Origin of the sequence: Blastococcus sp. TBT05-19, assembly GCF_003319095.1 — a bacterium.
Taxonomy (GTDB): domain Bacteria; phylum Actinomycetota; class Actinomycetes; order Mycobacteriales; family Geodermatophilaceae; genus Blastococcus.
The window spans coordinates 410,524-435,676 of the sequence record NZ_QOHI01000004.1; the positions used below are offsets into that span (position 1 = coordinate 410,524).

Genomic DNA, 25,153 nt, shown 5'->3' on the forward strand with positions numbered 1-25,153 from the left:
GCCCACCCGCTCAGCGGATCGCGATGTTCCCCACGACGCCCGCACGGACGCACAGGACGAGATCCGCGGTGCCGCTGGTGACGACCAGCTCGTCGCCGCCGCTGACGAAGCGCAGGTAGACGGTGTTCGCCCCCTGCCGCACCGGGGCCTCCACGGTCTGGGATCCCAGGGTCACGGTGATCGTGCCGTCGCGGTCGGCCTCGTACTCGAGTTCCGCCGTCCAGACCCAGTCGAACAACGGCGCGTCCAGCGGGACGTCGACCGCGCTCCCGGCCGGCACCGCCCACCCGCAACCGGCCACGGGCCCGCCGGACAGCCGGATGCCACCGTCCACGAACGCCGGCCGCATCCGCCCGGCGTCGTCGAGCATCCGCAGCTCGTGCGTGGAGCCGGCGAAGGTCGGCCGGTCCTCCAGCGGGCCGAACACCTTGGAGGCCTCGTTCCACGGCGTCATCAGGCTCCACACCAGGTGGTCGGCCACCGCCTGGTCGAGCAGGGGTTCGTCGCCGGCGGCCGCCAGCGACTCCTTCGCCGTCGCCAAGTACGGCTTGGACGGCTCGGTCTCCCACACGTCCATGTAGCCGATCGTCGACCACGCCGAGCTGGCGACGAAGGCGGCGGCCGACACCCCGAGCGCCACCCGCCGCGCCCGCGCCGCGCCCGGCCGCCGCGCCGCCCGGTCCGCGAGCCGCCCGATCAGCGCCCGGGTCCGGCTCGAACCCGGCTCCGGGCGGTGGAGGGGCAGGACCAGCAGCACCGCGACCACGACGGCGGCGATCACCACCTCGGCGGCGAAGTAGCGGTAGGCCAGCGGCAGGACGTTGGAGACCCCGAAGGCGGCCCGCCCGGCTCCGACCAGGAGCGTGCCGGCGAAGAAGTAGCCGGCGGCGAGCAGCCAGAGCCACGCCGCGCCGCGGCGGCGCAGCACGGTCCACCCGACCAGCAGACCCAGCAGGACCAGGCTCGCCGTCACCGCGGTCGGCGACGGGTCGGCGGCCGGTGAGTTCGCGATGTTCGCCCAGCGCCAGGGGCCGCCGAAGAGCGCGGGCACGAAGCTGCGCACGGTGATGACGGTCAGCTCGCCGATCTGGCCCAGCGTCGCCGAACCGACCGCCTCGGAGGGGACGGCCAGGGTGAAGGTCGCGAACCAGGCGGCGAGGACCGCCATGGCACCGAGCCACAGCGCCCGTCCGCGCACCCAGGCGTCCCGGAGCGGCGTCGCCACGCCCTCGCCGTGCAGCAGGACCGCCGCGAGGACGAACGCGAACGGCACGATGAGCACCGCCCGCTCGTAGAACAGCAGGGTGATCACGAGCGCCACCGTGCCCGTGAGCGCGTACCGCCGACGGCGGGTGCGCACGAGGAGGACCGCGTCGGCGGCGATCCACGCCAGGCCGATCTGCAGCGGGAGCGAGTTCATGGCGGCGGCCCACCAGACGTAGGCGCCTAGGATCAACGGGCTGAAGAGGTAGACCGCCAGCGGTACCAGGAGGCGCGGACGGTCCCCCATCAGCACGCGCAGCAACCGCAGCACCGCGAGCGCGCCCGCCGCCGAGAGCGCGACCATCACGACGGCGAAGGGACCCCACTCGAGCGGGAAGAGCCGGTAGAGGACCCCGTGCAGCAGCATCGCGCCGGGCATGAAGTGCCCCCCGCGGTCCTCCACCAGGTACTCGGAGGACAGCAGCGGCATCTCGAGGGCCTGGCTGCCGTAGAGGAAGTCGTCCTGGAACAGCTCCCGCTCGGACGCCATCCAGGCGCGCAGGACGAGGTGGGAGAGGATGAGCAGCGCCGCGCCGACGAACACGGGACGACGGCCCGTCCAGCGCCGCATCGTCGCCACGGGCACCTCGGCGCCGGGTCGCTCAGGACGCGCCTCCGAGCGCTCCATGACCGGCGATCCACCTGCAGAAGCCACTGTTCTCCCATCGGGTCAGCCGACGGAGTGTAGACACGCGCAGGTCTCGAAAGGCAGGAATGCCGGGAACGGGCCCCCGAGCTGGTGAGACGCCGTTCCTCCGCGCGGGTGGGGCGGCTGTCGGTCACCGGCCGGTTTTCGTACGCTTCCCGGGTCCTGCCCCGCGGAGATGGAGCTCGTGTGACCGCATCGGCCACGCTCGACGGCGGCCCCGCCGCCCGCACCGAACGCTCCTTCCCCGCACTGGACGGCATGCGCGTCCTCGCCGCGACGGCGGTGGTGATGACCCACGCGGCGTTCTGGACCGGCACGGACGCCGCCGCGCCGGTCGACCGCGCCCTCGCCCGGCTGGACGTCGGCGTCGCCATCTTCTTCGTGCTGTCCGGCTTCCTCCTGGGGCGGCCGTTCTTCCTCGCCGCCGCGGAGGGCCGCGCCGCACCTCGCGCCGCCGCCTACCTGTGGCGCCGGGCCCTGCGCATCCTGCCCGCCTACTGGCTGGCCGTGTCCCTCGCGCTCGCCTTCCTGCCCGGCAACGCCGCGGCGGGGGTGGGCGACTGGGTGCGGCACCTGCTGCTCGTGCAGATCTACGACGACCGCCCCGACGGCGAGGCGCTGACCCACCTCTGGAGCATGTGCACCGAGGTGAGCTTCTACCTGGTGCTGCCCTGGCTGGCCGCCGGCCTCCTGCGGCTCGCCGGCCCGGCGTGGCGGCCGGGACGGGTGCTCGCGGGCCTCGGCGGGCTGGCCGTCCTCAGCTGGCTCTGGGTGGGGCTGGCCTGGCAGCTGCAGTCGTTCGGCAGCACGGTGCACCTCTGGCTCCCTGCGCACCTCGGGTGGTTCGCCGGCGGGATGGCGCTCGCCGTCCTCACCGTCAGCGACCGCGCGTGGCCGGTCCTCCGGGTGGCGCGGGAGCTCGCCTCGAGCCTCTGGACCTGCTGGGCACTGGCCGCCGGCCTCTTCTGGGTCGCCTGCAGCCCCGTCGCCGGCCCGCTCGGGCTCGACTCGCCCACGTGGGTGGAGGCGGTCGTCAAGAACGCCCTGTACCTGGCGATCGGCGTGCTGCTCGTCGGGCCGCTCGTCCTGCGCGCCCGGCCGGCCGGCGCCACCGGGCAGCTGCTCGCCGGCCCTCCGGCACGCATGCTGGCCGAGATCTCCTACGGCCTGTTCCTCTTCCACATGCCGGTGCTGGTCAGCATCTACTACCTGCTCGGCTGGGCCCCGTTCACCGGGCCGTTCTCCTTCGTGGTCGTCCTCGCCTGGCTGGGCGGCGCCCTGCTGGCGACGGCCGCCTACCTGCTGCTGGAACGGCCCGCGCGTCGGCTGCGCTCGCTGGTGCCGGCGTCCGGCCCGCGTCGGCGCGGCCGCCGGGCAGGAGCGCCGAGGGCACCAGCGAGACGGTGACCGCAGCGAGCGCGGTCGACGCCAGCACCTGACGCACCGGCTCGAGATCGGCGCCGAGGACCAGCAACCCACCCCCGGCGAGCAGGCAGGCGACGGTCACCACCGTGAGCACCGCGGTGCGCCTCGTCGGGACGAGGACGGCGACGGCGGCCAGGACCGCCGCGGCGAGCAGCGCCCAGTACCCGCCGATCACGCCGAGCAGCAGCACCGCGCCGACCGCGGGGAGGACGCCTGCGGACGGACGGCGCACCCTGCCCGCCGGGAGCTGGCTGCCCGGCGCGGGTACCCGCGCGGGCAGCCGCGCCAGCAGGGCCAGGCCGACGACGGCCACGGCACCGGCGAGGAGTGCCGCGCTGTACGGGCCGCCGGGCCCGAACGTCAGCTCGACCGTCCCGGGCCCGCCCGCGGGGAGCACGTAGCCCTGCTGCCACCCGTCGACCTGGACCGCGGCCAGCGGCACCCCGTTCAGGGTCGCCCGCCATCCGTCGTTGACGTTCTCCGGCACGACGAGCAGCGTGCTCGCGGCCCGGGCACCGACCCCCAGCTCTCTGTACTCGGCTTCCCAGCGCACGACGTCGACCGCGCCGCGGGGCTCGGGCGGGCCGGACACGGTCGAGGTCCGCAGGGTCGCGGACTCCACGGTGAACTCCGGGGAGCTCTCGGCGACGAGATCGTGCCGCCCCGCCCCCAGGACGAGCTCCGCGGGACCGCAGAGGGCCGGCTGCAGCGGTGCCAGGGCCAGCAGCTCACCCACCGTGGACCGCAGCGAGGTCTCGTACCGGGCGCCGTCGACCACGACGTCGGGCCCCTCGCCGCACGGCAGCTCCACCGCGGCATCGCGATCGAGACGGGGGACCCCGGCGATCTCCAGCTCGCTGACGCCGACCCCGAGCTCGACGGCCTCGCCGGTGTAGGTGTCGATGCTGGTCAGCTTCACGCGGTCGAGGAACTCGACGGTCAGCGTGTCGGTGGTGAGAGCGGGGAAGGACCCGTTGCCCCACCGGTCGAGGGTGACCAGGCGCTCGATCCCGCCGCCGGACACCGCGACGATCGCGGGACGGGCGGCGGCGGTGCCCTCGGTGTAGCGCAGCCGGATGTCCGAGACCTGCCGCGGGGTCGGCCAGCTCACGGTGAGGCGCTCGCGGGTACCGGGTTCGGACAGCCAGGTCGTCCGGGGATCGCCGTCCACGGCCGCCCAGGGGCCGGCCACCGGGTCCGGCACCAGCGTGCCGTTGGCCTCCGCGCGGACGCCGGGGGACGCGGCTGCGACGAGGGCGTCGAGGGCCGCCCCGGGCCGGGGTCGCACGGTGAGCGACAGGTCGTAGCCGGCCGACGACGGCACCCGGAAGCTGCGGTGCAGCCCCTGCGGCTCCTCCGCCGCGGTGACCAGCGACGGGGTGCACCGGGCTCGACCGTCGGCGTGCGTCACGCAGCCGTACGTGGCCGGGTTGGCGGCGTCGAACGCGAAGCCCGCGACTCCCGCGCTGCCGGGACGGGGGGCGGGCACCTCCACCGACCGCGAGACCTGCAGGCCCGGGATCGTCACCTCGGCCAGCCCGAACGTCACCTCGCCCACCGGGCCCGGTTCGGGCTCCGCGGCGATCCGGACGGACCGCGTCGTGCCCTCGGGCAGCCGGACGCGGACGGTCCGCCTGCCCTCCTCGAGGTCGACGGTCACGCTGCCGGCGTCGGTGACGACCCGCAGCTGCGGAGGCGGCGCGGCGACGGTCTGCTCGTCGAACCGCACCGTGACCACGCCGCCGGGCAGCGGCCGGTCCAGCTCGATCCGCCACTCGTCGGGGGCCGGCTCCCCGTACCGGGGAGCCGGCCGCCACGCGGTCGAAGGATCGCCGTCGACCGCGGCGAACGGCTGCTCCCCGGGCCGGACGCCCTGGGGGTTGTCGGCGTCGGCCCCGGAGGAGGACGCCGAGACGGTGGCGCCGAAGATCCGGACGACGGACTCGTTGGCGGCGTGGTCGTCGAGCAGGTAGTCGCGGGCCGGGCGGTCCAGCCGCTGCGGGTCGTCCTCCGTCATCCCGGCCGAGGCCGCTCCGGTGATGACTCCGGGGTTGCGCTCCCGCCGCACCAGCGCGTCGCTGACCAGCGTCGCGCCCAGCGGTTCGGGGTTGTCGCCGGCGACGATCGCGGGCCGGTCCTGCAGCAGGCCGTGCTCCTCGAGCGCCAGGACCGCGTCGGGGCCTCCGACCACCTCCACGGCGTCCTCCAGCGGAACGGTCCAGGCGGCGGGCGGCGGGGCCCCGATCGCGTAGATCTCGACGGCCGGGACCGGGGCGTCGATGCGCCCGTCGCTGATCGTCGGGAAGAGGCCGCCGCCGGCGAACAGCTCCGGACCGAAACCTGCGACCCGCACGATGCCCGGCGAGCCCGCCAGCGCCTGGTGCACCTGGGCCAGCCGCGACGACCTCGCGGCCGGGGCGTCGAGGTCGTTGCGCACCACCACGTGGGAGTAGCCGGAGCGGGCGAGGAAGCGCGTCAACGCCTCGGAGCCCTCGCCCCGTCCCAGTCGGTCCTCGATGACGTCCACGGCGCGGATGTGACCGGTGGGCGTGAGCGGGATGGCGTTGCGCACGTCCCACTCGGACTCGGCCAGCGGCTGGAGCGGCTCGTCCGACGTCGAGCCCCAGAGGTAGGTGCCGAACGACGTCGCCGGGACGAGCAGCGCCCGCCCGCTGTCGCGCTGGTCCCCGAGCCAGGTGGCCGTCTCCTGCCAGTAGCCCGGGATGTCGAGGAAACCGGTCGGTGGCGTGAGGCGGCCCGCGACCGCCGGCTGAGCGGTTCCGGCGACCCCGGCGACGATCAGCGCGACCGTGGCCGCGCCGGTCAGCCGCACGGCGGACCCCCACCACCGGCGCCCGGCCCCCGGTCCGGCAGTCACGGTGGCGGGCCGGGTCGCTGCCCGGAGCAGCACGGCCAGCAGGTGCACGGCTCCCAGCGCCAGCGGGAGCCGCAGCACCGGATCGAACTTGTGCACGTTCCGCAAGGGCGCGAGCGCGCCGTCGAGGAGCTCGTTGATCGCTCCGGCGCCCGCGCCGGCGACGGTGCCCACGTGCCCGGCCGACACCAGGGCGACGCCGGTCAGCAGGCCGAGCACCAGCCACCGCCGGTGCGGGAGGTCCCGCCGCAGCAGCGCCGCCACGCCGGCGGTGGCCACCACGAGGCTGGCGGCGACCGGCAGGGCCGCGTGCAGCAGGTCGAATCCGGCCGGCCAGGACGGTCCGCGCAGGCCGCCCAGGCCAGCGAGCCACTGCGTGGTCCCGCGGAGCACCTGCACCAGCTCGGTGCCGGCCGTCGTGATCGCCGCCGTCTCGATGTAGTCGAGGAACGGCGGGCTGTACCGGCCCAGCAGGAGCAGGGGGACGAGCCACCAGGCGGTCGCCAGTGCGACCGACAGCACCCACCAGCCGATCAGGCGCCGCTTCCGCGGACCGGACGGCAGCATCAGCAGCCACAGCGCCGCGAGCGGCAGGACGGCTGACGTCGCGACCGCGTTCACCCCACCGACGCAGAAGACGGCGAGCCCGGAGAGGGCTGCGGCACGACGCGGCGACCCTTCCCGGGCCGCGGTCACGAGCGGGATCAGCACCCATGGGGCCAGGGCCATGGGCAGGACCTCGATCGAGGTCAGGCCGATGCCGCTGATCATGCGGGGGGCGAGCGCGTACGCGAGACCACCCACCAGGCGGGTCCCCGGGGTACCCAGCCCCAGCCGGTCCGCGAGCCGGACCACGCCGTAGAAGGCGACGCTCAGCAGCACCGCCCACCACAGCCGCTGCACCACCCAGGTGGGGATGCCCAGGAGGTTGCCCGCCGCGAAGAACGGGCCCATCGGGAAGAGGTATCCGTAGGCCTGGTTCTGCACCTGGCCGGCGTAGCCCTCCGGCTCCCACAGCTGCAGGGCCCGGCCGAGGAACGCCAGCGGGTCGACGGCGAGGTCGAGCTTCGTGTCGGCGACCACCCGGCCCGGCTGCTGGGTGAGGACCAGACCCAGGAAGCCCAGGTACACCGCCACCAGGCGCGCCCGCTCGAGCAGGCGCGAGCCGGACCGTGCGGGCGGGCCGGTCGGTCCGGGGAACGGGACGGAGCCCGCCGGACGGTGTCCGGCGGGCTCCGTGGTGACGATGCTTGCCATGGGTCCTCACCGCGGGGACGACGTCCCCGCCGGGGTTCAGCGCAGGGCGTCCTGGAGCTGCAGGTTCTCGGCGGAGTGGGCCGGGCCGGCCCGCCGGGGAGCGCGCAGGGCGAGGAACAGCCCGGCGGCCAGCGCCACGAGCCCGACCAGGGCCAGGATCAGCGGGAGGACGTTCTTGAGCAGGTTGATCTGCCCCGCGGTGTCCTCCGCCCGCTCCACGCCGGCGGCGATGGTCTCGTCGGTACCGGCGAACGAGCCCGCGAGCAGCGTGGGGCCGGCGGTGCCGTCCGCGCCGCGCAGGACCGTGCGCGGCTCCTCCGAGGCGGTCACCTGCACACCGCTGGTCGGCTCGACGTACATCGTCCGCTCGTTGCTGTAGACGATCTCGACATCGGCCAGGAACTCGTCCGAGCCCACCACGGCGCCCGGAACCTTGGTCTCGCGGATCACGGTCTCCGGCACGGTCTGCACGAACTTGTAGACCTCGAGGCCCTCGAGCTCCTCGACCGACTCGAACCGGGCCGGGAAGGCCTGTCCGGTCGTGGCGTTGAAGACGTCGTAGTCCCGCTTCTCGGTGCCGAAGGGGAAGGTCAGGGTCAGGCCCTCGATCGACCGCTCGCGGCTGTAGTCGATGTGGTCGGAGCCGCACTCCACGGCAACGGCCTCGAGGCGGTCGAGGCAGACGCGGTAGGTGGAGGCGTTCAGCAGCGTGCCGTCGGCGTCGGTCATGGTGGACCCGAAGTTCCAGACGGCCACGTCGTCGCCGGCGTCCTCGGACCCGGGATCGCCCTGGACGCGCTGCTGGACCTCTGCCTCCAGGCCGCGCAGCTGACGCCCCGCCGTCAGGTCGAAGTAGTCGACGTCGGTGCCCTTCGCCGTCGGGCTGGCGGTCTGGTCCAACGGGAGTCGGACGAGCGTGTCGACGAGGACGAGGCGGACCAGCAGAGCCGCGACGAGCGCGAACGCTCCGAGCCCGACCAGGCCCAGTCCGATGGCACGACGGCGCATGGCGAAGGTCCTCCAAGTTCGGCGCGACGGCTCCTGCGGCGTCGCGGCGCGCGTCACACTACTGGCCAGTAGCCCCGAATTGACAAGGTGGTACGCCCGGTTACCGCCCCTCGGAGGAGAATTCGGCCCATTCCGCGGCGGGAGCCGGTGCGGAATCACCCGAATGGCGGAAGCGAGCCCGGTACGTGCAGGTATCGAGCCGGTCCCGCGATTTTCTGCGTCAGCTCGACACACCTATCTCTTGCGCATCACCAGCACCAGGTTCCACGCGACGACCTCCCGCAGCCCGGGCACCGCGACGACCCAGCGCGCCCACCAGGGGTGGTACCGGGGATACGCGGCGACGACCTCGACGTCGGGGCACCCGCGCGCCCAGCGCAGGGCCGAGCCCACCGAGACGGCGAAGAGGCTCTCCCCGAACCGGTTCTTGGGCTCCTGGCCCGTGCGGCGCTGATAGCGCCGGCGCGCGTACCGGCCGCCCAGGTAGTGCCACGGCCCGGTCTCGTGCCCGCCGTGCGGTGACCACCACGGGGTGAAGGACAGGTAGACGGTGCCCCCGGGACGCGTCACGCGCACCATCTCCGCGGCCATCACCCACGGGTGCGCCACGTGCTCCAGGACGTTGGACGAGTAGCAGACGTCGACGGCGCCGGTCCGGACCGGGAGCGCCTCCCCGCTGCCCCGCAGCGTGCCCGGCTCGGGCGCGCCGCGGGCGACCATCTCCCCCGCGTCCGGCTCCAGCCCGACGTACACCGCTCCTGCGCGGCGGAACTCCTGGGCGAAGTACCCCGGCCCGCCGCCGACGTCGAGCACCGTCGCCCCGTCGAGCGCGACGTGCCCGGACAGCTGCGCCACGGAGTCCTCCGCCAGGGTCTCGTAGAACAGATCGGGGTCGGACTGCTCCCGCAGGAATACGCGGAACAGCGCAATGGATCGCGCCAACGTGGCGGTGCGTGCCATTTCCGGCCGACCCCTTCCTAGTGGTGAATGGGCTTGGGAAAACCCTGGTACCGGTGGGTACTCTCCCGCGGTGCCCAAGCGATCGACGGCGATCGACGTCCTGTTCGTCAACTGGCGGGACGCCAGCCACCCCGAAGGCGGGGGTTCCGAACGCTACGTGCACCACATGGCCGAGGGACTCGCGGCCGCGGGGCTGCGCGTCACCCTGCTGTGCGCTGCGCACGACCGGGCGCCGGCCGACGAGGTGGTCAACGGGGTCTCCGTGGTGCGCCGCGGCGGCCGGCTGAGCGTCTACCCGCGCGCCCTGGCGTTCGTCCGGGAGCACCGGCCGCGCCTGGTCGTCGACGTCCAGAACGGCCTGCCCTTCCTCAGCCCGCTGGTGAGCACCGCACCGGTGCTGAACCTGGTGCACCACGTGCACCGGGAGCAGTGGCCGATCGTGTTCGGCCGGCTCGGTGGAGCCGTCGGCTGGTGGCTGGAGTCCCGGCTGGCGCCGCGGCTCTACCGCCGGTCGCCTTACGTCACGGTGTCCGGGGCCACGGCCGACGAGCTGGCCGGTCTCGGGGTCGACCCCGGGCGCATCACCATCGTGCCGAACGGCATCGAGCCCGCGCCGGCGGTCACGGCCACCCGGTCGTCGAGCCCGCGGCTGGTGGTGCTCGGCCGGCTCGTGCCGCACAAGCGGGTCGAGCACGCCCTCGAGGTGGTCGCGCGCCTGCGGCACCGGTGGCCGGACATCCGGCTGTCCGTCGTCGGCGAGGGCTGGTGGGCCGACGACCTCCGGGCGACCGTGGAGCGGCTCGGCGTCGAGGACCTGGTGGAGTTCCACGGCTTCCTCGACGAGCAGGCCAAGCACGAGGAGCTGGCCCGGGCGTGGGTGCACCTGTGCCCCTCGGTCAAGGAGGGCTGGGGCCTGGTGGTCAGCGAGGCCGGGCACCACGAGGTGCCGACGGTGGGCTACCGGGCGGCCGGAGGCCTCAAGGAGTCGGTCCTCGACGGCAGGACGGGGCTGCTGGTCGAGGACCTGGACGAGTTCACGGCCGCGGTGGAGCGGCTGCTGGCCGACGAGGCGACGCGTCGCGAGATGGGACGCGCCGCCGCCCGGCACGCGGCGTCGTTCAGCTGGCCGGCGAGCGTCTCCGCCTTCGCCACCGTGCTGCGCGCCGCGGCCGAGGGGTCAGTCGCGGGAGCCGTAGTCCAGGACGTCGGCCTGCATGTTGCTGGACTCCTGGACCGAGTTGTCCGGGTTCACGGCGGACGAGACACCCAGGACGGCGGCCGCGGCGAGCCCGCTGCCACCACCGACGGTCAGCAGGAGGGCGATCAGGGTCTTCATCGAGGAACTCGTTTCCATGAGGGAAGGCGACGGCCCGTCACGGTAGAGGTCGCCGCGATGATCCACAACAGCGCCACCCCGCAAACGCCCAGCCCCAGGGCGTGAGTTCCTCCTACAGCGGTAACCCGGACGAGCGAGGCGGACGGCGAGGGCGCCGCCCCCGGCACCCGGTGGAGGCGCAGGTCCGGACCGTCCACCACGACCGGGAGCGCGTCCACCTCGGCCGGGACGGGGCGCCCCGGGGTGCCTCGCTCCACCAGCACCCAGCCGACGCCGAGTCGCGCCAGCTCGGCCGGATCGCCGGCCGCCGCCGCGACGGTGCGGGCACGCACGTCCTCCCCCGCGACCGGTCGTCCGCCCACCACCAGCTCGTCGTCGGTCACGGTCGGACGCGGCAGCCAGCGCGACGCCGGGTCCAGCTGCGGCCGCCCCTCGTTCCAGTCGAACGACCGGTAGGCGCCGAAGGGCAGGACGAGGACGTCGCCCTCCTGCCCGTGCAGCGCGTCGCGCACCCGCTGCCAGTCGGCCGGGTACTCCACGGCCTGGAGACGTCCTCCGACTCCCCAGGCCAGGTCGGGCAGGGTGATCACCGGCAGGAGGGCCAGCACGGTCGCCAGGGCGCCGGTGGCGATCCGGCCACCGCCGTGCGCCCGGACCAGCTCGAGCAGCCGGGCCGTCCCCAGTCCGGCGCCGATCGCCAGCGGCAGGGCCCACCACGCCACCCACTTCTGCCCGTCGCGCAGCAGGCCCGCCCCGGGCACGGCGCGGACCGCCCCCTCCAGCACGTCCGAGAGGCCGGGCAGCGTGCCGGCGCAGGCCAGCAGCACCCCGGCGCCCCCGAGGATCAGCAGCCCACCGGCCGGCCGGGAGCGCGCGCCGCGCGCCGTCCACCCCAGCACCGCGAGGCCGACGACGAGCAGGGTGAGCAGCGGGACCAGCACCGACTCCCGGCTGCCGGGCACCGCGCCGGCGTTCCAGACGCCGCCGGTGCCGAGCACCGAGACCAGCGTCCCGCCCCACCCCTCGGCCCGGCTGGCGAAGGCCTCGACGCCCGCGGGGTCGGAGAGGCCGGCGGCCGGGTGCAGGGCTCCGGCGACGATCCAGGGCGACGCCAGCAGCAGCACGGCGCCGAGCGCGACCGGCGCCCGTGCCCGGCCCACCGTGACGAGCACGAGCCCGGCCGCGAGCACCGAACCGGTCGGGGTGAGCGCCGCCGGGGCGACGGCGAGCACCAGCCGGGGCAGCGCGCCGGGGACCCCGGCGCGCAGTCGCAGCGACTGGCGGAGGACCCACGGCAGGGCGGCCCACGCGACCAGCAGCGCCCAGTGCCCGAGGAGCAGCCGCTCGGCCAGGTAGGGGCTCCAGCCGTACACCAGCCCGGCCACCAGGGCGGCCGGCCCGCGCCGGCCGTCGTCGTCCGGCGGCACCAGCCGGGCCGCGCCGAGGACGGCGCCGGAGACGACGGCGAGCAGCACGAGCTTCTGCACGAGCTCGCCCGGGACCACGCTCGTGACCAGGCCCATGGCGGCGTCGACCGGGACGGCGCGGGGCAGCGACCCACCCAGTCCCAGCGCGTCGGCATCCAGATCCTGGCGCGGGACGAAGACCATGTCACGGAGGAGTACGAAGCCGGGGGCCAGCGCGGGCCCGGTGACCAGGAGCGCGACGACCACCGCCAGCACGCGGGCCGGCCACGGCCTCGCGTCTGCGCGGGTCCATCGCTCGTCCACCTGCTGGGGATCTCCTCTTCCGACACCCGCGCGCCGGGTTCCCGGTCGACGTGCGCAGAGTAAGGGGGTGAGCGCGCTGCAACCGAACACCAGCCGGGGACGGCGCTTCGCCGGCACCGCCCCGTCGTCGAAGCTGCTCGGTGCGACCGCCGTCGTCTCGGTGGCCTTCCTCGGCGCGAACGCGCTCGCCTACGTCTTCACCGTCGTCGCCGCGCGGCAGCTCGCGCCGTCGTCCTACGGCGAGCTGGCCGCGCTGCTCAGCGTGCTGCTCGTCGGCTCGGTGCCCGCCTCGGGCCTGCAGACCGCGACCGCGCTGCGCCTCGGTGGCCGCCGCGGTGATCCCGGCACGCTCGCCCGGCTGCACGCGACGAGCCTCCAGCTCGGCGTCGCCGTCTGCGTGCTGGGCTTCCTGCTGGTGCCGGTCCTCGTGCAGTTGCTGCACCTGCCGGCCGCGACCGCCGCGCTGTGGCTCGCCGCGCTCCTGCTGCCGCAGACGATGGTGCAGGGGTACCAGGGGCTGCTGCAGGGCGCCGGGCAGTACCGGCGGCTGGGCGTCCTCACGCTCGTCTTCGGGACGGGCAAGCTCGTCGGCGGCGTCGCCGGGCTGGTGGTCGGGGGCAGCCCCGCGGCGGCCCTGGCCGGGATGTGCGCGGCCGCCGTCCTGGCCTCGGTGTGCGGCTGGCTGGCCACCGGCCGGCCCGGTCTGGCCGGGGGCACGCGGGCGCCGGTGCTGGCGGCCCTGCGCGCGGCCGGCGCCCTGCTGGGGTTCGCCGTCCTGCTGAACCTCGACCTGATCCTCGCGCGGCACCACCTGCCGGCCGACGTCACCGGTGAGTACGCGGTCGCGGCGATCATCACCAAGATCGCCTTCTGGCTGCCGCAGGGCGTCGGGGTCGTCCTGCTGCCCAAGCTGGCCGACGCCGGTGGCAGGTCGCGGGCGCTCCCCGCGGCCCTGGCCGCCGTGGGCGGGCTCGGCGCGGTCCTCACCCTCGGCACGGCACTGGTCGGCGAGGCCGCGCTCCCGCTGATCGGCGGTGCGGCCTACGGCGGCGCGCTGGGCTCGGCCACCTGGGTCTTCGCCGCACTGGGAACCCTGCTCGCCCTCGCGCAGCTGATGCTGTTCTCCGGTATCGCGGCCGCCGACCGGCTGGCCACGGTCGCCGTCTGGAGCGCCGCCGCCGTCGAGGCCCTGGTCGTCCAGTTCCTGTCGGTCACGGGCCGGCTGACCCTGGTCTCCCTGGCCGGCACCGCGCTGCTCACCGCGGTCGCCCTCGTCGCGACCGGGCTGGTGCGGTCCCGGCGCGCCCGCGGCGCGACCCCGGTCCCCCTCGACGAGATGGTCCCCGCCGTCGGCCAGTGATCAACACCTCGGGTCCGGGAGGACTACTCGGCTCCCGAACAGGGCAGGAGCACCGCCGTCGTCCGCCCGGCGCGCTCCGGCGACCGGGCGGCACCCTCGGCCCCGAGACGAGAGGAGCGCCAGCCCATGGCGTCCGTCATCCACTACACGATCGCGACCGAAGCCGAGAAGAGCCCCGACTTCCGTCGCGTGCTCTGGACCGGTTCGAAGACGCAGCTGGTCATCATGACCATCCCGCCGGGCGGTGAGATCGGCGAGGAGGTCCACGAGGACATCGACCAGATCCTCACGTTCGTCAGCGGGACCGGCAGGGCGATCGTCGCCGGCTCCGAGAAGAACGTCGCCCAGGGCGACCTCGTCGTGGTGCCCGCCGGGAAGAAGCACAACTTCGTCAACACCGGCGCCAACCCGCTGATCCTCTACACGGTCTACGGCCCGCCGGAGCACGCCGACGGTGCGGTCCACAAGACCAAGGAAGAGGCCGACCGCCTCGAGGAAGAGGGCAAGGACGAGCCTCCGACGGAGTGACCTCCCCTTTCTGCGGGTGTGGCCGGGCACGCGGGTGCCCGGCCACACCCGTCTCCGGGGACCGGGTGCGCCGGCGTCGGACCCCAGGACCAGACTCGACCGCATGAGCGCACCCGCGGCCCCTCCCTCGACGGACCAGGCGGACGCCGGCCGGGCCCTCGTCGCCGAGCTCCGGCGCGCGGGCATCGGCGACGTCGACGACTCCGGCCTGGCCCGCGCCCTGTACTCCTCGGACGCCTCGCTGTACCGGGTGCTCCCCCGGGCCGTGGTCCGCCCGCGCTCGACCGACGAGATCGTCGCGACGCTCGAGGTGTGCCGGCGCCTCGGCGTGCCGCTGACCGCCCGGGGAGCGGGCACGTCCATCGCCGGCAACGCCGTCGGCACCGGCGTCGTCCTGGACACCAGCCGGCACCTGGCCCGCGTGCACGCGATCGACGCCGAGGCCCGGACGGCGACCATCGACCCCGGTGTCGTGCAGTCCGCCCTGCAGACCGCGGCCCGCCCGCACGGGCTGCGGTTCGGTCCCGACCCGAGCACGCACAACCGCTGCACGGTCGGCGGCATGATCGGCAACAACGCCTGCGGCTCCCGCGCCCTGGGCTACGGCCGGACGTCGGACAACGTGGTGTCCCTCGACGTGGTCACCGGCACCGGCGAGCGCCTGCGGGTGGGCGCCGGCACGAGCCCGGACGGCTCCGCCGTCCTCGGGCAGCTGCAGCGGCTGGTCGCCGGCGACCTCGCCACGCTGCGCACCGAGTTCGGCCGCTTCGGCCGCCAGGTGTCGGGCTACTCGCTGGAGCACCTGCTGCCCGAGCGCGGTTTCGACGTCGCCCGGGCGCTGGTCGGCAGCGAGGGCACGCTCGCCGTCGTCCTCGGCGCCACCGTGCGGCTGGTCACCGACGCCCCCGTGCGCGGCCTGGTCGTGCTCGGCTACCCCTCGATGGCCGAGGCCGCCGACGCCACCCCCGCCCTGCTCCCCCACGAGCCGACCGCCGTCGAGGGGCTCGACGAGCGGATCGTGCAGCGGCTCCGCGACGTGCCGGCCGCCGTCGTCCCCGACCTCCCCCGGGGGGCGGGCTGGCTGATCGTCGAGCTGACCGGGGAGAGCGTCGCCGAGGTCGAGGCCAAGGCCCGCGGCGTCCTGGCCGACGCCGGCGCCGTCGACTCCCTGGTGGTCACCGACCCGGCGCACGCCGCCGCGATCTGGCGGATCCGCGAGGACGGCGCGGGGCTGGCCAACCGGACCTCCGACGGGCACCCGGCGCACGCCGGCTGGGAGGACGCCGCCGTCCCGGTCGAGCAGCTGGGCGCCTACCTGCGGGAGTTCGACGCCCTGCTCGACCAGCACGGCCTGCAGTGCGTCCCCTACGGCCACTTCGGCGACGGGTGCGTGCACGGGCGGATCGACTTCCCGCTCGGGGCCGGACCCGACTCCGGCCGCGGCCGCTACCGGGCGTTCGTGCAGGACGCCGCCCAGCTGGTCGCCGGTTACGGCGGGTCGCTCTCGGGCGAGCACGGCGACGGCCGCGCCCGCAGCGAGCTGCTGCCGCTCATGTACTCCCCCGCCGCGCTCTCGCTGTTCGAGCAGGTCAAGGCGGTGTTCGACCCCGACGACGTGCTCAACCCCGGCGTGCTGGTGCGCCCGGTGCCGGTGGACGACGACATCCGCATGGCTGCGGCCCCCCGGAAGCGCGAGAACCTGGCGCTGGCCTACCGGCACGACGGCGGCGACTTCTCGGCGGCCGTGCACCGGTGCACCGGTGTCGGCAAGTGCCGGGCGGACCTGCAGGCCTCCGGCGGGGTCATGTGCCCGTCGTGGCCGGCCACCCGCGAGGAGAAGGACACCACCCGCGGCCGGGCCCGGGTGCTGCAGGAGATGCTCGCCCCCGGCGGGCCGGTCACCGACTGGCGCTCGCCGGAGGTGCACGACGCCCTCGACCTCTGCCTGAGCTGCAAGGGCTGCTCGAGCGACTGCCCCACCGGCGTGGACATGGCCTCCTACAAGGCCGAGGTGCTGCACCAGTCCTACCGGCGCCGGCTCCGTCCGATGTCGCACTACACGCTCGGCCGGCTGCCCTTCTGGGCCGACCTGGCCGCGAAGGCCCCCCGCCTGGTGAACGCGGTGCTGCGCTCACGGCTGGGTGGACGGCTGGCCAAGTGGGGTGCGGGCATGGACCAGCGCCGGGAGGTGCCGCCGTTCGCGCGGCGCACGTTCCGGGACGAGTGGGCCGCCCGGCCGGCGCAGACGACCGGGGGCGCACCGGTCGCGCTGTGGGTCGACTCGTTCACCGACCACTTCGCCCCCGAGGTCGCGCACGCCGTCGCCCGCGTGCTCGAGCAGGCCGGCTACCGGGTGCAGGTGCCCGGCGCCGACACCTGCTGCGGGCTGACCTGGATCACCACCGGCCAGCTCGACACCGCCCGCGCCACGCTCGCGCACACCGTCGACACGCTGCTGCCCCTCGTCGACGCCGGCATCCCGGTGGTCGGCGTCGAGCCCTCGTGCACCGCGGCGCTGCGCGGGGAGTCGCTGGAGCTCGTGGGCGGGGAGGCCGCCGAGCGCGTCGCGCGCGGCACCCGCACCCTGGCCGAGCTGCTCGCGGACACACCCGGCTGGGAGGCGCCGTCGATGGCCGGCCTGGAGATCGTCGCCCAGCCGCACTGCCACCACGCGTCGGTGCTGGGCTGGTCGGCCGACGCCGCCCTGCTCAAGAAGGCCGGGGCGAACGTCACCCGGCTCGGTGGCTGCTGCGGGCTGGCCGGGAACTGGGGCGTGGAGAAGGGCCACCACGACGTCTCGGTCACCATCGCGGAGCAGCAGCTGCTGCCCGCGGTGCGCGACCTCTCGCCCGACGCGGTCGTCCTGGCCGACGGTTTCTCCTGCCGCACCCAGCTCGACCAGCTCGCCGGACGGCGCGGTCTGCACCTCGCCGAGCTGCTGGCCGACCGGCTGGGCTGAGCGACCGGGCCTCCGCCGTCTGCGACGATGCCGTCGTGGAGCTCGAGGAGACCCTGCTGCCCGGAGTCGGCGTCCGCTACGAGATGCGGTGCAGCTCCGGCCAGGTCCTGGGCATCGTCGTGCAACGCCAGGGTGGCGCGGAGATCTCCGTCTACGACCGGCGCGATCCCGACCGCGCCCTGGGCATGTTCCGGCTCAGCCCCGACGAGGCCGACGCCGTCGCCGAGGTCCTCGGCGCTCCACGGCTGACCCAGCGCTTCGCGGACCTCTCCAAGGAGGTCCCGGGCCTGGAGTCCGCCCGGCTGGGCATCGGCGCGGGCTCGCCGTTCGACGGGCGGCCGCTCGGCGACACCCGGGCTCGGACGCTCACCGGCTGCTCCATCGTCGCCCTGGTCCGCGGCGCCGAGGTGGTGCCGTCCCCCGGACCGGAGGACGTGCTGCGCGGCGGCGACGTGCTGGTGGTGATCGGATCCGGCGCCGGGCTCGCGCAGCTGGAGCGCCGGCTCTCCGACGGGGGCTAGACCGGCGTGGACCACGTCGCCGCACTGCTCGTCGAGCTGGGCCTGCTGTTCGTCGGTCTGTCGGTGCTCGGCATGGTCGCCCGCCGCCTGGGCCTCTCTCCCGTCCCGTTCGTGCTCGTCGCCGCCCTCGCCGTGGGCGACGGCGGGGTGGTGCCGTTGACGACGGCGGAGCCGTTCCTCACCGCGGCCGCCGAGATCGGCGTGGTGCTCCTGCTCCTCACGCTCGGCCTGGAGTTCTCCGCCACGGAGCTGTTCAGCTCCTTCCGCCGGCACGCGCCCTCCGGCCTGGTCGACCTGGTGCTGAACGCGCCACCGGGCTTCGTCGCCGGCCTGCTCCTCGGACTGCCCTGGCAGGGGGCCCTGGCGCTGGCCGGCGTCACCTGGATCTCCTCGTCGGGGATCGTCGCCCGCCTGCTCGGCGACCTCGGCCGGCTGGCCAACCGCGAGACCCCGGCCGTGCTCGCCGTGCTGGTGCTCGAGGACCTCGCGATGGCGCTGTTCCTGCCGCTGCTCGTCGTCGCCCTCGCCGGGCAGGGGCCGGCGGCGGCGGTCGCCGGCGTCGCCCTGGCCGTCGGGGCCGTCGTCCTGGTGCTGGCGGCCGCGCAGCGGCACGGTCACCGGCTCGGCCGGCTGCTCAGCCACGACGACGACGAGCAGGTGCTGCTGCGCCTGGTCGGGCTGACGCTCCTGGTCGCGGGCGCCGCGCAGGCCATGGGGGCCTCGGCGGCGGTCGGCGCGTTCCTGGTCGGCCTGGCGCTGCCGGCCTCCTTCGCCGAGCGCGCCCGGGCGATCCTCGGCCCGCTGCGCGACCTGTTCGCCGCGCTGTTCTTCGTCGCGTTCGGCTTCGCCACCGACCCGGGCGCGATCCTGCCGGTCCTGCCGGCCGCGCTGGCCCTGGCCGTGGTCACCGCCGCCACGAAGATGGGCACCGGCTGGTTCGCCGCCCGGCGCGACGGCATCGCCGTCCCGGGACGGCTGCGCGCCGGTACGGCGCTGATCGCCCGCGGCGAGTTCTCCATCGTCATCGCCGGGCTCGCGGTCACCGCGGGGCTGGCCGAGGTCGGCCCGATCGCCACCGGCTACGTGCTGGTGCTGGCAGTGGCCGGACCGGTGCTCACGCGCTTCGCCGAGCCCGCCGGGCTGCGGCGGCAGGCGTTCGCGCCCACCTGACCCTCAGGTCGAGGGTCAGGCCGCGGCGTCGTCCCGGCGCGCCCGGGCGGCGGCGAGCACGTGCGGGCCGAGCGCACGGGCGATCCGCGCGTAGCCGGCCGAGGACGGGTGGAACCGGTCGGCGGAGAAGAGCGCAGGGTCCGCGACGAAGGCACCGGCCAGGTCGGCCACGACCGACGCGACCGTGGCACCGGCGCCCTCGGCGACCCGCGTCTGGCCGCTCTGCAGGACCGAGCAGGCGCCCCGCACCAGCGGGCGGAGCGCCGGCGGCACGAACGGCACCATCGACATGTCCGGTGCCGGGACGACGACGACGGCGCTGCCGGCGGCGCGCAGTGCGGTGACCGCAGCCCCGAGCGCGGCAGTCGCCTGCGGGGCGGGCACGAAGCGGGCCAGGTCGTTGGCCCCGATCACGACGAGCGCGAGGTCGGGCTCGAGCGGCAGCGCGCGGCGCACCTGCGCGGCCAGGTCCGCCGAGACGGCTCCGGGGACGGCCAGGACGTGCAGGTCGACGTCGAACCCGTCGGCGGTGAGCTCGGCGGCGAGACGGCGGCCGAGGGTGTCCTCGGCGCGCGCGGCACCGGTGCCGAAGGCGATCGAGTCGCCGAGGACGAGCAGTCGGAGCGGAGAAGCAGCAGGGGCCACGACCGGATCAACGCCGGTCGTGGCCCCCCTATGCCGCCGCAGGTCAGTGCAGCGACACCCCCGCGGCGCCCTGCTCCTCGGCCAGACGCTGGGCGCCCGACGTCGTCTCGAGCGACCCCCCACAACGGATCAGCGGCCGCGCCACACCGGGTCCCGGCGCTCGGCGAACGCCGTCGAGCCCTCGCGAGCGTCCTCGGAGGAGAACACCGGCCGCACGATCTCGTCCTGGCGGTCCCACTGCTCCTCCGGCGACCACGCGGGGGAGGCCAGCACGACCTGCTTGGTCGCCGCAACGGCGAGCGGCCCGTTCGCCGCGATCCGCCCGGCCAGCGACACGGCCGCGTCCAGCGCCGTCCCGTCCTCGACCACCTGGTTCACCAGGCCGACCGCCGCCGCCCGCTCGGCGTCGATCGGGTCGCCGGTGAGCAGCAGCTCGAGCGCCACCGCCCGCGGTATCCGCTGCGGCAGCAGCAGCGCCGCTCCCCCGGCGGCGACCAGGGAGCGCTTCACCTCCGGGACGCCGAACCGCGCACCGCGCCCGGCGACGACGAGGTCGCAGGCGAGCACCAGCTCGAACCCGCCGGCGAGCGCGCCGCCCTCGACCGCGGCGATCAGGGGCTTGCGCGGTGGGGTCTTCGTGATGCCGCACAGCCCACGACCCTCGATGGCCGGCGTCTCGCCGCGCAGGAACGCCTTGAGGTCCATCCCCGCGGAGAAGAAGCCCCCGGCGCCGGTCAGGACGCCGGCGCGCAGGTCGTCGGAGGCGTCCAGCTCGTCGACGGCGGCCGCGACGTCCCGGGCGACGGCGGCGTCCAGGGCGTTCTTCGCGTGCGGCCGGTTGATCGTGACGACCTGCACCGCACCGCGGCGCTCGACGAGGACTGGCTGCTCGGACACGGGACCTCCGGGGTCGGGAAAGGCGCGAGGCCGGGCAGCCTAGTGGCTGCCCGGCCCCGTGACGTGCTGGAACCGATGGTTACGCCTTGGGGCCACCGGCGGCGTAGACGACCTGGCCGGAGATGAAGCCGGCGCCCTCGCTGACGAAGAACGACACCAGGTGCGCGATGTCCTCGGGCTGGCCGACACGGGCCACCGGGATCATCGAGGCGGCGCCCTTGATGAAGTCGTCGAAGGGGATGCCCATGCGGTCGGCCGTGGCCTTGGTCATCTCGGTCTGGATGAAGCCCGGGGCGATCGCGTTGGCGGTCACGCCGAACTTGCCCAGCTCGATGGCGAGGGTCTTGGTGAAGCCCTGGAGACCGGCCTTCGCGGTGGAGTAGTTGGCCTGGCCGCGGTTGCCCAGCGCCGAGGTCGACGACAGGTTCACGATCCGGCCGAACTTCTGGTCGATCATGTGCTTCTGGGCGGCACGGGTCATGAGGAAGGCACCGCGCAGGTGCACGTTCATGACGATGTCCCAGTCGGAGTCCGACATCTTGAACAGCATGTTGTCGCGGAGCACACCGGCGTTGTTGACCAGCACGGTGGGCGCGCCCAGCTCGGTGGCGATGCGCTCGACGGCCGCCTCGACGGCGGCGGAGTCGCTGACGTCGGCCCCGACGGCCAGCGCCTTGCCGCCCGCGGACTCGATCGCCTCGACGGTCGCCTTGGCGGCGCCCTCGTCCAGGTCGAGGACCGCGACGGCGAAGCCGTCCTGGGCCAGCCGGATGGCGGTCGCCGCGCCGATGCCCCGGGCCGCGCCGGTCACGATGGCCACGCGGGACGGTGCCCCCGTGGTGCCTGCCTCGCTCATGAGATCCCCTTCAGGTCGGATGCCGGCGGCACCGGGGACCCCGGTGCGCGGCGAGCTGCGACCGACACGTTACGGCCGCCGGTTGCGGCACCCGTCACAAGGTCGGGCAGGGCTCCCGCACGGGCACACCGGTGGAGCGGTCAGTCCTTCTCCGCGACGGCGCCCACGGGCTCGACCTCGGTCCCGGCCGACCGGCGGTGCGGGTGGTGGTGCAGCCGCCGCATCGAGGCCAGCGTCGCGTGCCGCACGTCCATCCGGCGGCGGGCGCGCTCCGTCCGCGGGGCCCGGGGTTCCTCGCGCAGCAGCGCGTCGAGCCAGTGCCCGCGCGGATCGACGTCCACCAGCAGTGCCTTGACCAGCAGCGTGAGCGGGATGGCGAGGAGCGCGCCGAGAGCGCCGAGCACCCAGCTCCAGAACAGCAGCGCGATGAACGTGACCGTCATCGACAGGCCGACCGAGTCGCCCACGAAGCGCGGCTGGACCAGCGTCTGGACGACGAAGTTCAGCAGCGAGTAGACGACCAGGATCGCCACGAAGTCGCCCCACCCGCCCGCGAGCAGCCCGAGCACGGCGGGGGGCGCCACGCCCAGCACGAAGCCGATGTTCGGCACGTAGTTGGTGATGAAGGCCAGCAGCCCCCACAGCGGCGCGGCCGGCACGTCGAGCCACACCAGCGCGAGGGTGTCGCCCACGGCCACGATCGCGCCGAACACCGTGCTGACCAGCAGGTAGCTGCGGGTGCCGCGGGTGAACAGCGTGAGGGCCACCGGCAGGTGCGGCCGCTCGGAGGCGACCAGCTGCATCCGCCGGCTGAAGCCGCCAGACTCGATGGCCATGAACACCAGCGCCGACAGCAGCAGGACCAGCGTGGAGGCCGCGCTGGTCAGGCGGGCGAGCAGATCGGTGGCCAGCCCGACCAGCGAGCCGTAGTCGATCTGCCGCACCAGGTCCGACACCTGACCGGAGACGATGCCCCGGTTGTTGAGGTCGGCGACGACGTCGTTGATGAGCACCTGGGCCTGGCCGGCGTAGTCGGGCAGCAGCGCGGCGAACTGGGCCACCGAGACGACCAGCAGCGCGACGAAGCCGAGCAGCACCGCCCACACCAGCAGGAGCAGCACGGTGGTGGCGAGCCACCGGGGCGCCCCGAGCCGCCGCAGCCAGCTCTGCACCGGAGCCAGCGCGATGACCACGACCAGCGCCATGAACACCGGGGCGACCAGCCAGGCCACCGCCTGCAGGCCGGCGATCGCGATCGCGGCGGCCGCGACGCCGCCGACGAGGAGCAGCCACCGGGGCAGGCCGGGCGCGGTGATCTCGGCCGGCGCGGGATCGGCGGCCGGCACGACGTCCTCGATCGCGACGTCGTCCTGCTCGCCGCCCCGGGTCGCCAGTGCGCGTGGACCCGTGGCGGGCAGATCGCGTGCTGCTGCCATGCCGCCCCTCCCCCCTCGGTGCGCCGATCCTCCCCCAGATCGCCTCGCGGCGACGGGAGCGACGCTAGGCCGGTCCCTCGAGGAGCGCAGCCATGGCCGGGAGCTCGAAGAAGGTCGCCATGTCCCGGGCGCTCGGTCCTCCGGCGTCCGGGTCGGCCCCGGCGGCGACGAGCGCCTGGACGGTCGCGGCCGACTGCTTGAACACCGCCGCGGCCAGCGCCGTCTGACCGCGGTCGTTGGCCCGCCCGTGGTCGGCTCCGTGCGCCAGCAGGGCGGCCACCGTGGCCGGGTGGCCGTGGTACGCCGCGAGGATCAGCAGCGTGTCGCCCTTGTCGTTGGTGAGGTTGGCCGGCACGCCCGCGTCGAGGTAGGCCGACAGCTCCTCGGTGTGCCCGCCGCGGGCGAGGTCGAAGACCCGGCCGGCGAGTTCGATGACCTCGGGGTCGATGGGCTGGCTCACGCGCTCAGCCTAGGAGACCCCTCTTGTAGCCGGCGTGCGTGTGCACGAAGCCCAGCCGCTCGTAGAACCGGTGGGCGTCGGCGCGGGTGAGATCGGTGGTGAGCTGCACGAGGGCGCACCCCTGCCGGCGGGACTCCTCGACCGCCCAGCGCACCAGGGCGTCGCCGAGCCCCTGGGCCCGGCGGTCGCGGCGGACCCGCACCCCCTCGATCTGGCCGCGCAGCGCGCCGGCCCGCGACAGGCCGGGCAGGACCGACAGCTGCAGGGTGCCGACGACGTCGTCGCCGTCGGCGGCCACGGCGAGCAGGTGCGCCGGATCGGCGTCGATCCGGTCGAACGCCGCCCGGTAGGCCGGATCCCCGGCGTGCTCGCGCCCCTGCCCGAGCGGGTCGTCGGCCAGCAGCGCCACGACGGCCGGGAGGTCGTCCGCCGTGGCCGGTCGCACGTGCGCCGAGGTTCCGGCGAGCGGACCCCAGGCGGGATCGGGCGCGCTCAGCTCCGGGCCACCCGGTCGGTGAGGGCGAGCACGTGCTCCCACGCGTCGCGGCAGGCCTCGGCCCAGTCTTCGGAGGACCTGTCGAAGAAGGAGTGCGGCGCACCGTCGTAGACGACGGCGTCGACGTCGGCGCCCGCGGCCCGCATCCGCTCGGCGAGCGCCTGCTGGTCCTCGACCGGCGTGGCGGTGTCCGCCCCGGCGATGAGCACCACGGTGGGCAGGTGCGCCCGGTCGGCGGCGTCGCCCACCAGCGAGGGGCGACCGTAGAACCCGGCGCAGCCGGCCAGGTCGAGGTCCCCGCCGGCCAGCCGCCAGGCGTGGCTGCCACCGAAGCAGAAGCCGACGGCCACCACGGGGAGGTCCTCCCCCGCCTGCGCCCGCAGGTGCGCGATCGCTGCGGTGACGTCGGCGTCGATCCCCTCGGGGGTGGTGCGCGGGACGTGCTGCTGGTAGTCGAAGTCCGCGCCGCGGGTGCCGGTCCCGGCGACCCCCGCCGTGCGGCCGAACCAGTCGATGGCGACCGCAGCGACGCCGGCCTCGGCGAACCGCTCGGCCAGCGCCACGTAGTAGGGGTGCAGACCGCGGACGTCCGGGAGGATCACCGCTCCCGTGCGCGCCCGCTCGGCGGGCAGGGCGGTGCTGACGGTGAACTCCGTGCCGTCGGCAGCGGTGAGGGTGGACGACGCGGTGGCGCCGACCGTCCCGCTCCGCGGTGGTGCGGGCGGCCGGCTGCCAGGGCTGTGGCACATGCCGGCTCAGGTGTCGGCGGCGTCGCTGGCGGCTTCGGACTCCCCGCCGAAGACCTGCTCGGCGACGTCGCGGCGCGCCTCGGCGAGCCAGTGGTGCTGGCGGTCGGCCTGGTCGATGAGCCGCTCGAAGAGGGCGGCGTCGATGCGGTGCTCCGACTCGCCCAGCGCGCGCAGCGTCTCGAAGCCGGCGCGCTTGGCCAGGACGGCGGTGGCGATGAACTCGAACTCCACCAGGTCGCTCAGCGGCGAGCGGGACACCAGCCGGCCGTTGAGCTTGCCCCGGCTGAGCTTCTCGGCGACCCACGACAGGATCAGCTTGTACTGCCGCACCGGGAGGCCGAGGGAGTCGATCGTGCTCCGCAGCGCGCTGCGCTCCTCGCGCAGCTCGTCGAGCAGCCCCTCCAGCCGGGCCTCGTAGGTGCCGCCGCGGTGACGGCCGAGCATCCGGCTGACCAGCTCGATGCCGCCGGCCGCCGCGGCCAGGTGGTCGTTGCAGTAGATGGCCAGCAGCTCGGGGTTGCGGACGGCGCCGGTGGCGGGTGAGTCGGGCACGAGGCCTCCAGGAGGGACGAG

Annotated in this window: 19 protein-coding genes and 1 pseudogene; 7 read left to right on the top strand and 13 right to left on the bottom strand. The window is 75.0% G+C overall.

The annotated features are described in order from the left end of the window. Positions 1 to 10: 10 nt before the first annotated feature. The gene (locus DQ244_RS13385; protein ID WP_158544563.1) at positions 11 to 1,843 is read right to left on the bottom strand and encodes a hypothetical protein; all 1,833 of its coding nucleotides are present in this window, start codon (positions 1,841 to 1,843) and stop codon (positions 11 to 13) included. A gap of 357 nt (positions 1,844 to 2,200) precedes the next feature. Here DQ244_RS13385 and DQ244_RS19940 point away from each other — a divergent pair. After that, positions 2,201 to 3,124: pseudogene (locus DQ244_RS19940) on the top strand (acyltransferase family protein); the annotation flags it as partial. Between the two features lie 16 nt (positions 3,125 to 3,140). Here the strand turns inward: DQ244_RS19940 and DQ244_RS13395 are convergent. The 3 genes from DQ244_RS13395 to DQ244_RS13405 all read right to left on the bottom strand — a co-directional run bounded on the left by DQ244_RS13395 (position 3,141) and on the right by DQ244_RS13405 (position 9,437). Then, positions 3,141 to 7,469: a DUF3367 domain-containing protein gene (locus tag DQ244_RS13395; protein WP_113811961.1), complete on the bottom strand. Its 4,329-nt coding sequence runs from the start codon at positions 7,467 to 7,469 to the stop codon at positions 3,141 to 3,143. 36 nt (positions 7,470 to 7,505) lie between these two features. After that, entirely contained in the window at positions 7,506 to 8,477 is a 972-nt protein-coding gene (locus DQ244_RS13400; protein WP_113811962.1) for a DUF3068 domain-containing protein, read from the bottom strand. A 234-nt stretch (positions 8,478 to 8,711) separates the two neighbouring features. Next, complete coding sequence (locus DQ244_RS13405; RefSeq protein WP_199580379.1) at positions 8,712 to 9,437, bottom strand: bifunctional 2-polyprenyl-6-hydroxyphenol methylase/3-demethylubiquinol 3-O-methyltransferase UbiG; 726 nt, start codon at positions 9,435 to 9,437, stop codon at positions 8,712 to 8,714. Positions 9,438 to 9,507: 70 nt separating this feature from the next. Between DQ244_RS13405 and DQ244_RS13410 the strand changes: the two genes are divergently transcribed. Continuing rightward, positions 9,508 to 10,878, top strand: a complete 1,371-nt coding sequence (locus DQ244_RS13410; protein WP_199580380.1) for a glycosyltransferase family 4 protein — start codon at positions 9,508 to 9,510, stop codon at positions 10,876 to 10,878. Here the strand turns inward: DQ244_RS13410 and DQ244_RS13415 are convergent. Continuing rightward, positions 10,770 to 12,503, bottom strand: a complete 1,734-nt coding sequence (locus DQ244_RS13415; protein ID WP_147251526.1) for a hypothetical protein — start codon at positions 12,501 to 12,503, stop codon at positions 10,770 to 10,772. The genes DQ244_RS13410 and DQ244_RS13415 overlap by 109 nt on opposite strands. Before the next feature lie 67 nt (positions 12,504 to 12,570). Between DQ244_RS13415 and DQ244_RS13420 the strand changes: the two genes are divergently transcribed. The 5 genes from DQ244_RS13420 (at position 12,571) to DQ244_RS13440 (ending at position 19,041) form a co-directional block, all read left to right on the top strand. Beyond that, positions 12,571 to 13,863 (top strand): polysaccharide biosynthesis protein, encoded by a 1,293-nt coding sequence (locus tag DQ244_RS13420; protein WP_113811964.1) that lies wholly within the window; start codon positions 12,571 to 12,573, stop codon positions 13,861 to 13,863. A gap of 126 nt (positions 13,864 to 13,989) precedes the next feature. Further along, the gene (locus DQ244_RS13425) at positions 13,990 to 14,391 is read left to right on the top strand and encodes a cupin domain-containing protein (protein WP_113811965.1); all 402 of its coding nucleotides are present in this window, start codon (positions 13,990 to 13,992) and stop codon (positions 14,389 to 14,391) included. A 103-nt stretch (positions 14,392 to 14,494) separates the two neighbouring features. Continuing rightward, the gene (locus DQ244_RS13430; protein ID WP_113811966.1) at positions 14,495 to 17,350 is read left to right on the top strand and encodes an FAD-binding and (Fe-S)-binding domain-containing protein; all 2,856 of its coding nucleotides are present in this window, start codon (positions 14,495 to 14,497) and stop codon (positions 17,348 to 17,350) included. 35 nt (positions 17,351 to 17,385) lie between these two features. Further along, a complete protein-coding gene (locus DQ244_RS13435; protein ID WP_113811967.1) occupies positions 17,386 to 17,871 on the top strand; it encodes a cation:proton antiporter regulatory subunit in 486 nt (161 codons plus the stop codon). Between the two features lie 6 nt (positions 17,872 to 17,877). After that, positions 17,878 to 19,041, top strand: coding sequence for a cation:proton antiporter (locus DQ244_RS13440; RefSeq protein ID WP_113811968.1), 1,164 nt, complete (start codon positions 17,878 to 17,880; stop codon positions 19,039 to 19,041). 15 nt (positions 19,042 to 19,056) lie between these two features. Here the strand turns inward: DQ244_RS13440 and DQ244_RS13445 are convergent, their stop codons facing one another. The 8 genes from DQ244_RS13445 to DQ244_RS13480 form a co-directional block, all read right to left on the bottom strand. After that, positions 19,057 to 19,686: an SGNH/GDSL hydrolase family protein gene (locus DQ244_RS13445; RefSeq protein ID WP_113811969.1), complete on the bottom strand. Its 630-nt coding sequence runs from the start codon at positions 19,684 to 19,686 to the stop codon at positions 19,057 to 19,059. A 129-nt stretch (positions 19,687 to 19,815) separates the two neighbouring features. After that, entirely contained in the window at positions 19,816 to 20,583 is a 768-nt protein-coding gene (locus DQ244_RS13450; RefSeq protein WP_113811970.1) for a crotonase/enoyl-CoA hydratase family protein, read from the bottom strand. A 79-nt stretch (positions 20,584 to 20,662) separates the two neighbouring features. Beyond that, positions 20,663 to 21,439, bottom strand: coding sequence for a 3-oxoacyl-ACP reductase FabG (gene fabG / locus DQ244_RS13455; protein ID WP_113811971.1), 777 nt, complete (start codon positions 21,437 to 21,439; stop codon positions 20,663 to 20,665). A 140-nt stretch (positions 21,440 to 21,579) separates the two neighbouring features. Then, positions 21,580 to 22,875 (bottom strand): AI-2E family transporter, encoded by a 1,296-nt coding sequence (locus DQ244_RS13460; RefSeq protein ID WP_113811972.1) that lies wholly within the window; start codon positions 22,873 to 22,875, stop codon positions 21,580 to 21,582. A gap of 64 nt (positions 22,876 to 22,939) precedes the next feature. Then, positions 22,940 to 23,335 (bottom strand): ankyrin repeat domain-containing protein, encoded by a 396-nt coding sequence (locus DQ244_RS13465; RefSeq protein ID WP_113811973.1) that lies wholly within the window; start codon positions 23,333 to 23,335, stop codon positions 22,940 to 22,942. A gap of 4 nt (positions 23,336 to 23,339) precedes the next feature. Beyond that, entirely contained in the window at positions 23,340 to 23,780 is a 441-nt protein-coding gene (locus tag DQ244_RS13470; RefSeq protein ID WP_113811974.1) for a GNAT family N-acetyltransferase, read from the bottom strand. A gap of 47 nt (positions 23,781 to 23,827) precedes the next feature. Next, entirely contained in the window at positions 23,828 to 24,580 is a 753-nt protein-coding gene (locus tag DQ244_RS13475; RefSeq protein ID WP_113811975.1) for a dienelactone hydrolase family protein, read from the bottom strand. 6 nt (positions 24,581 to 24,586) lie between these two features. Continuing rightward, positions 24,587 to 25,132, bottom strand: coding sequence for a hypothetical protein (locus tag DQ244_RS13480; RefSeq protein WP_113811976.1), 546 nt, complete (start codon positions 25,130 to 25,132; stop codon positions 24,587 to 24,589). Between the last annotated feature and the right edge of the window lie 21 nt (positions 25,133 to 25,153).

Bases quoted from the DNA above. Each gene is read 5' to 3' on its own strand.
- DQ244_RS13460 (WP_113811972.1), bottom strand. From the start codon at position 22,875: ATGGCAGCAGCACGCGATCTGCCCGCCACGGGTCCACGCGCACTGGCG.
- fabG (WP_113811971.1), bottom strand. From the start codon at position 21,439: ATGAGCGAGGCAGGCACCACGGGGGCACCGTCCCGCGTGGCCATCGTG.
- DQ244_RS13425 (WP_113811965.1), top strand. From the start codon at position 13,990: ATGGCGTCCGTCATCCACTACACGATCGCGACCGAAGCCGAGAAGAGC.
- DQ244_RS13475 (WP_113811975.1), bottom strand. From the start codon at position 24,580: ATGTGCCACAGCCCTGGCAGCCGGCCGCCCGCACCACCGCGGAGCGGG.
- DQ244_RS13400 (WP_113811962.1), bottom strand. From the start codon at position 8,477: ATGCGCCGTCGTGCCATCGGACTGGGCCTGGTCGGGCTCGGAGCGTTC.
- DQ244_RS13405 (WP_199580379.1), bottom strand. From the start codon at position 9,437: ATGGCACGCACCGCCACGTTGGCGCGATCCATTGCGCTGTTCCGCGTA.
- DQ244_RS13395 (WP_113811961.1), bottom strand. From the start codon at position 7,469: ATGGCAAGCATCGTCACCACGGAGCCCGCCGGACACCGTCCGGCGGGC.
- DQ244_RS13430 (WP_113811966.1), top strand. From the start codon at position 14,495: ATGAGCGCACCCGCGGCCCCTCCCTCGACGGACCAGGCGGACGCCGGC.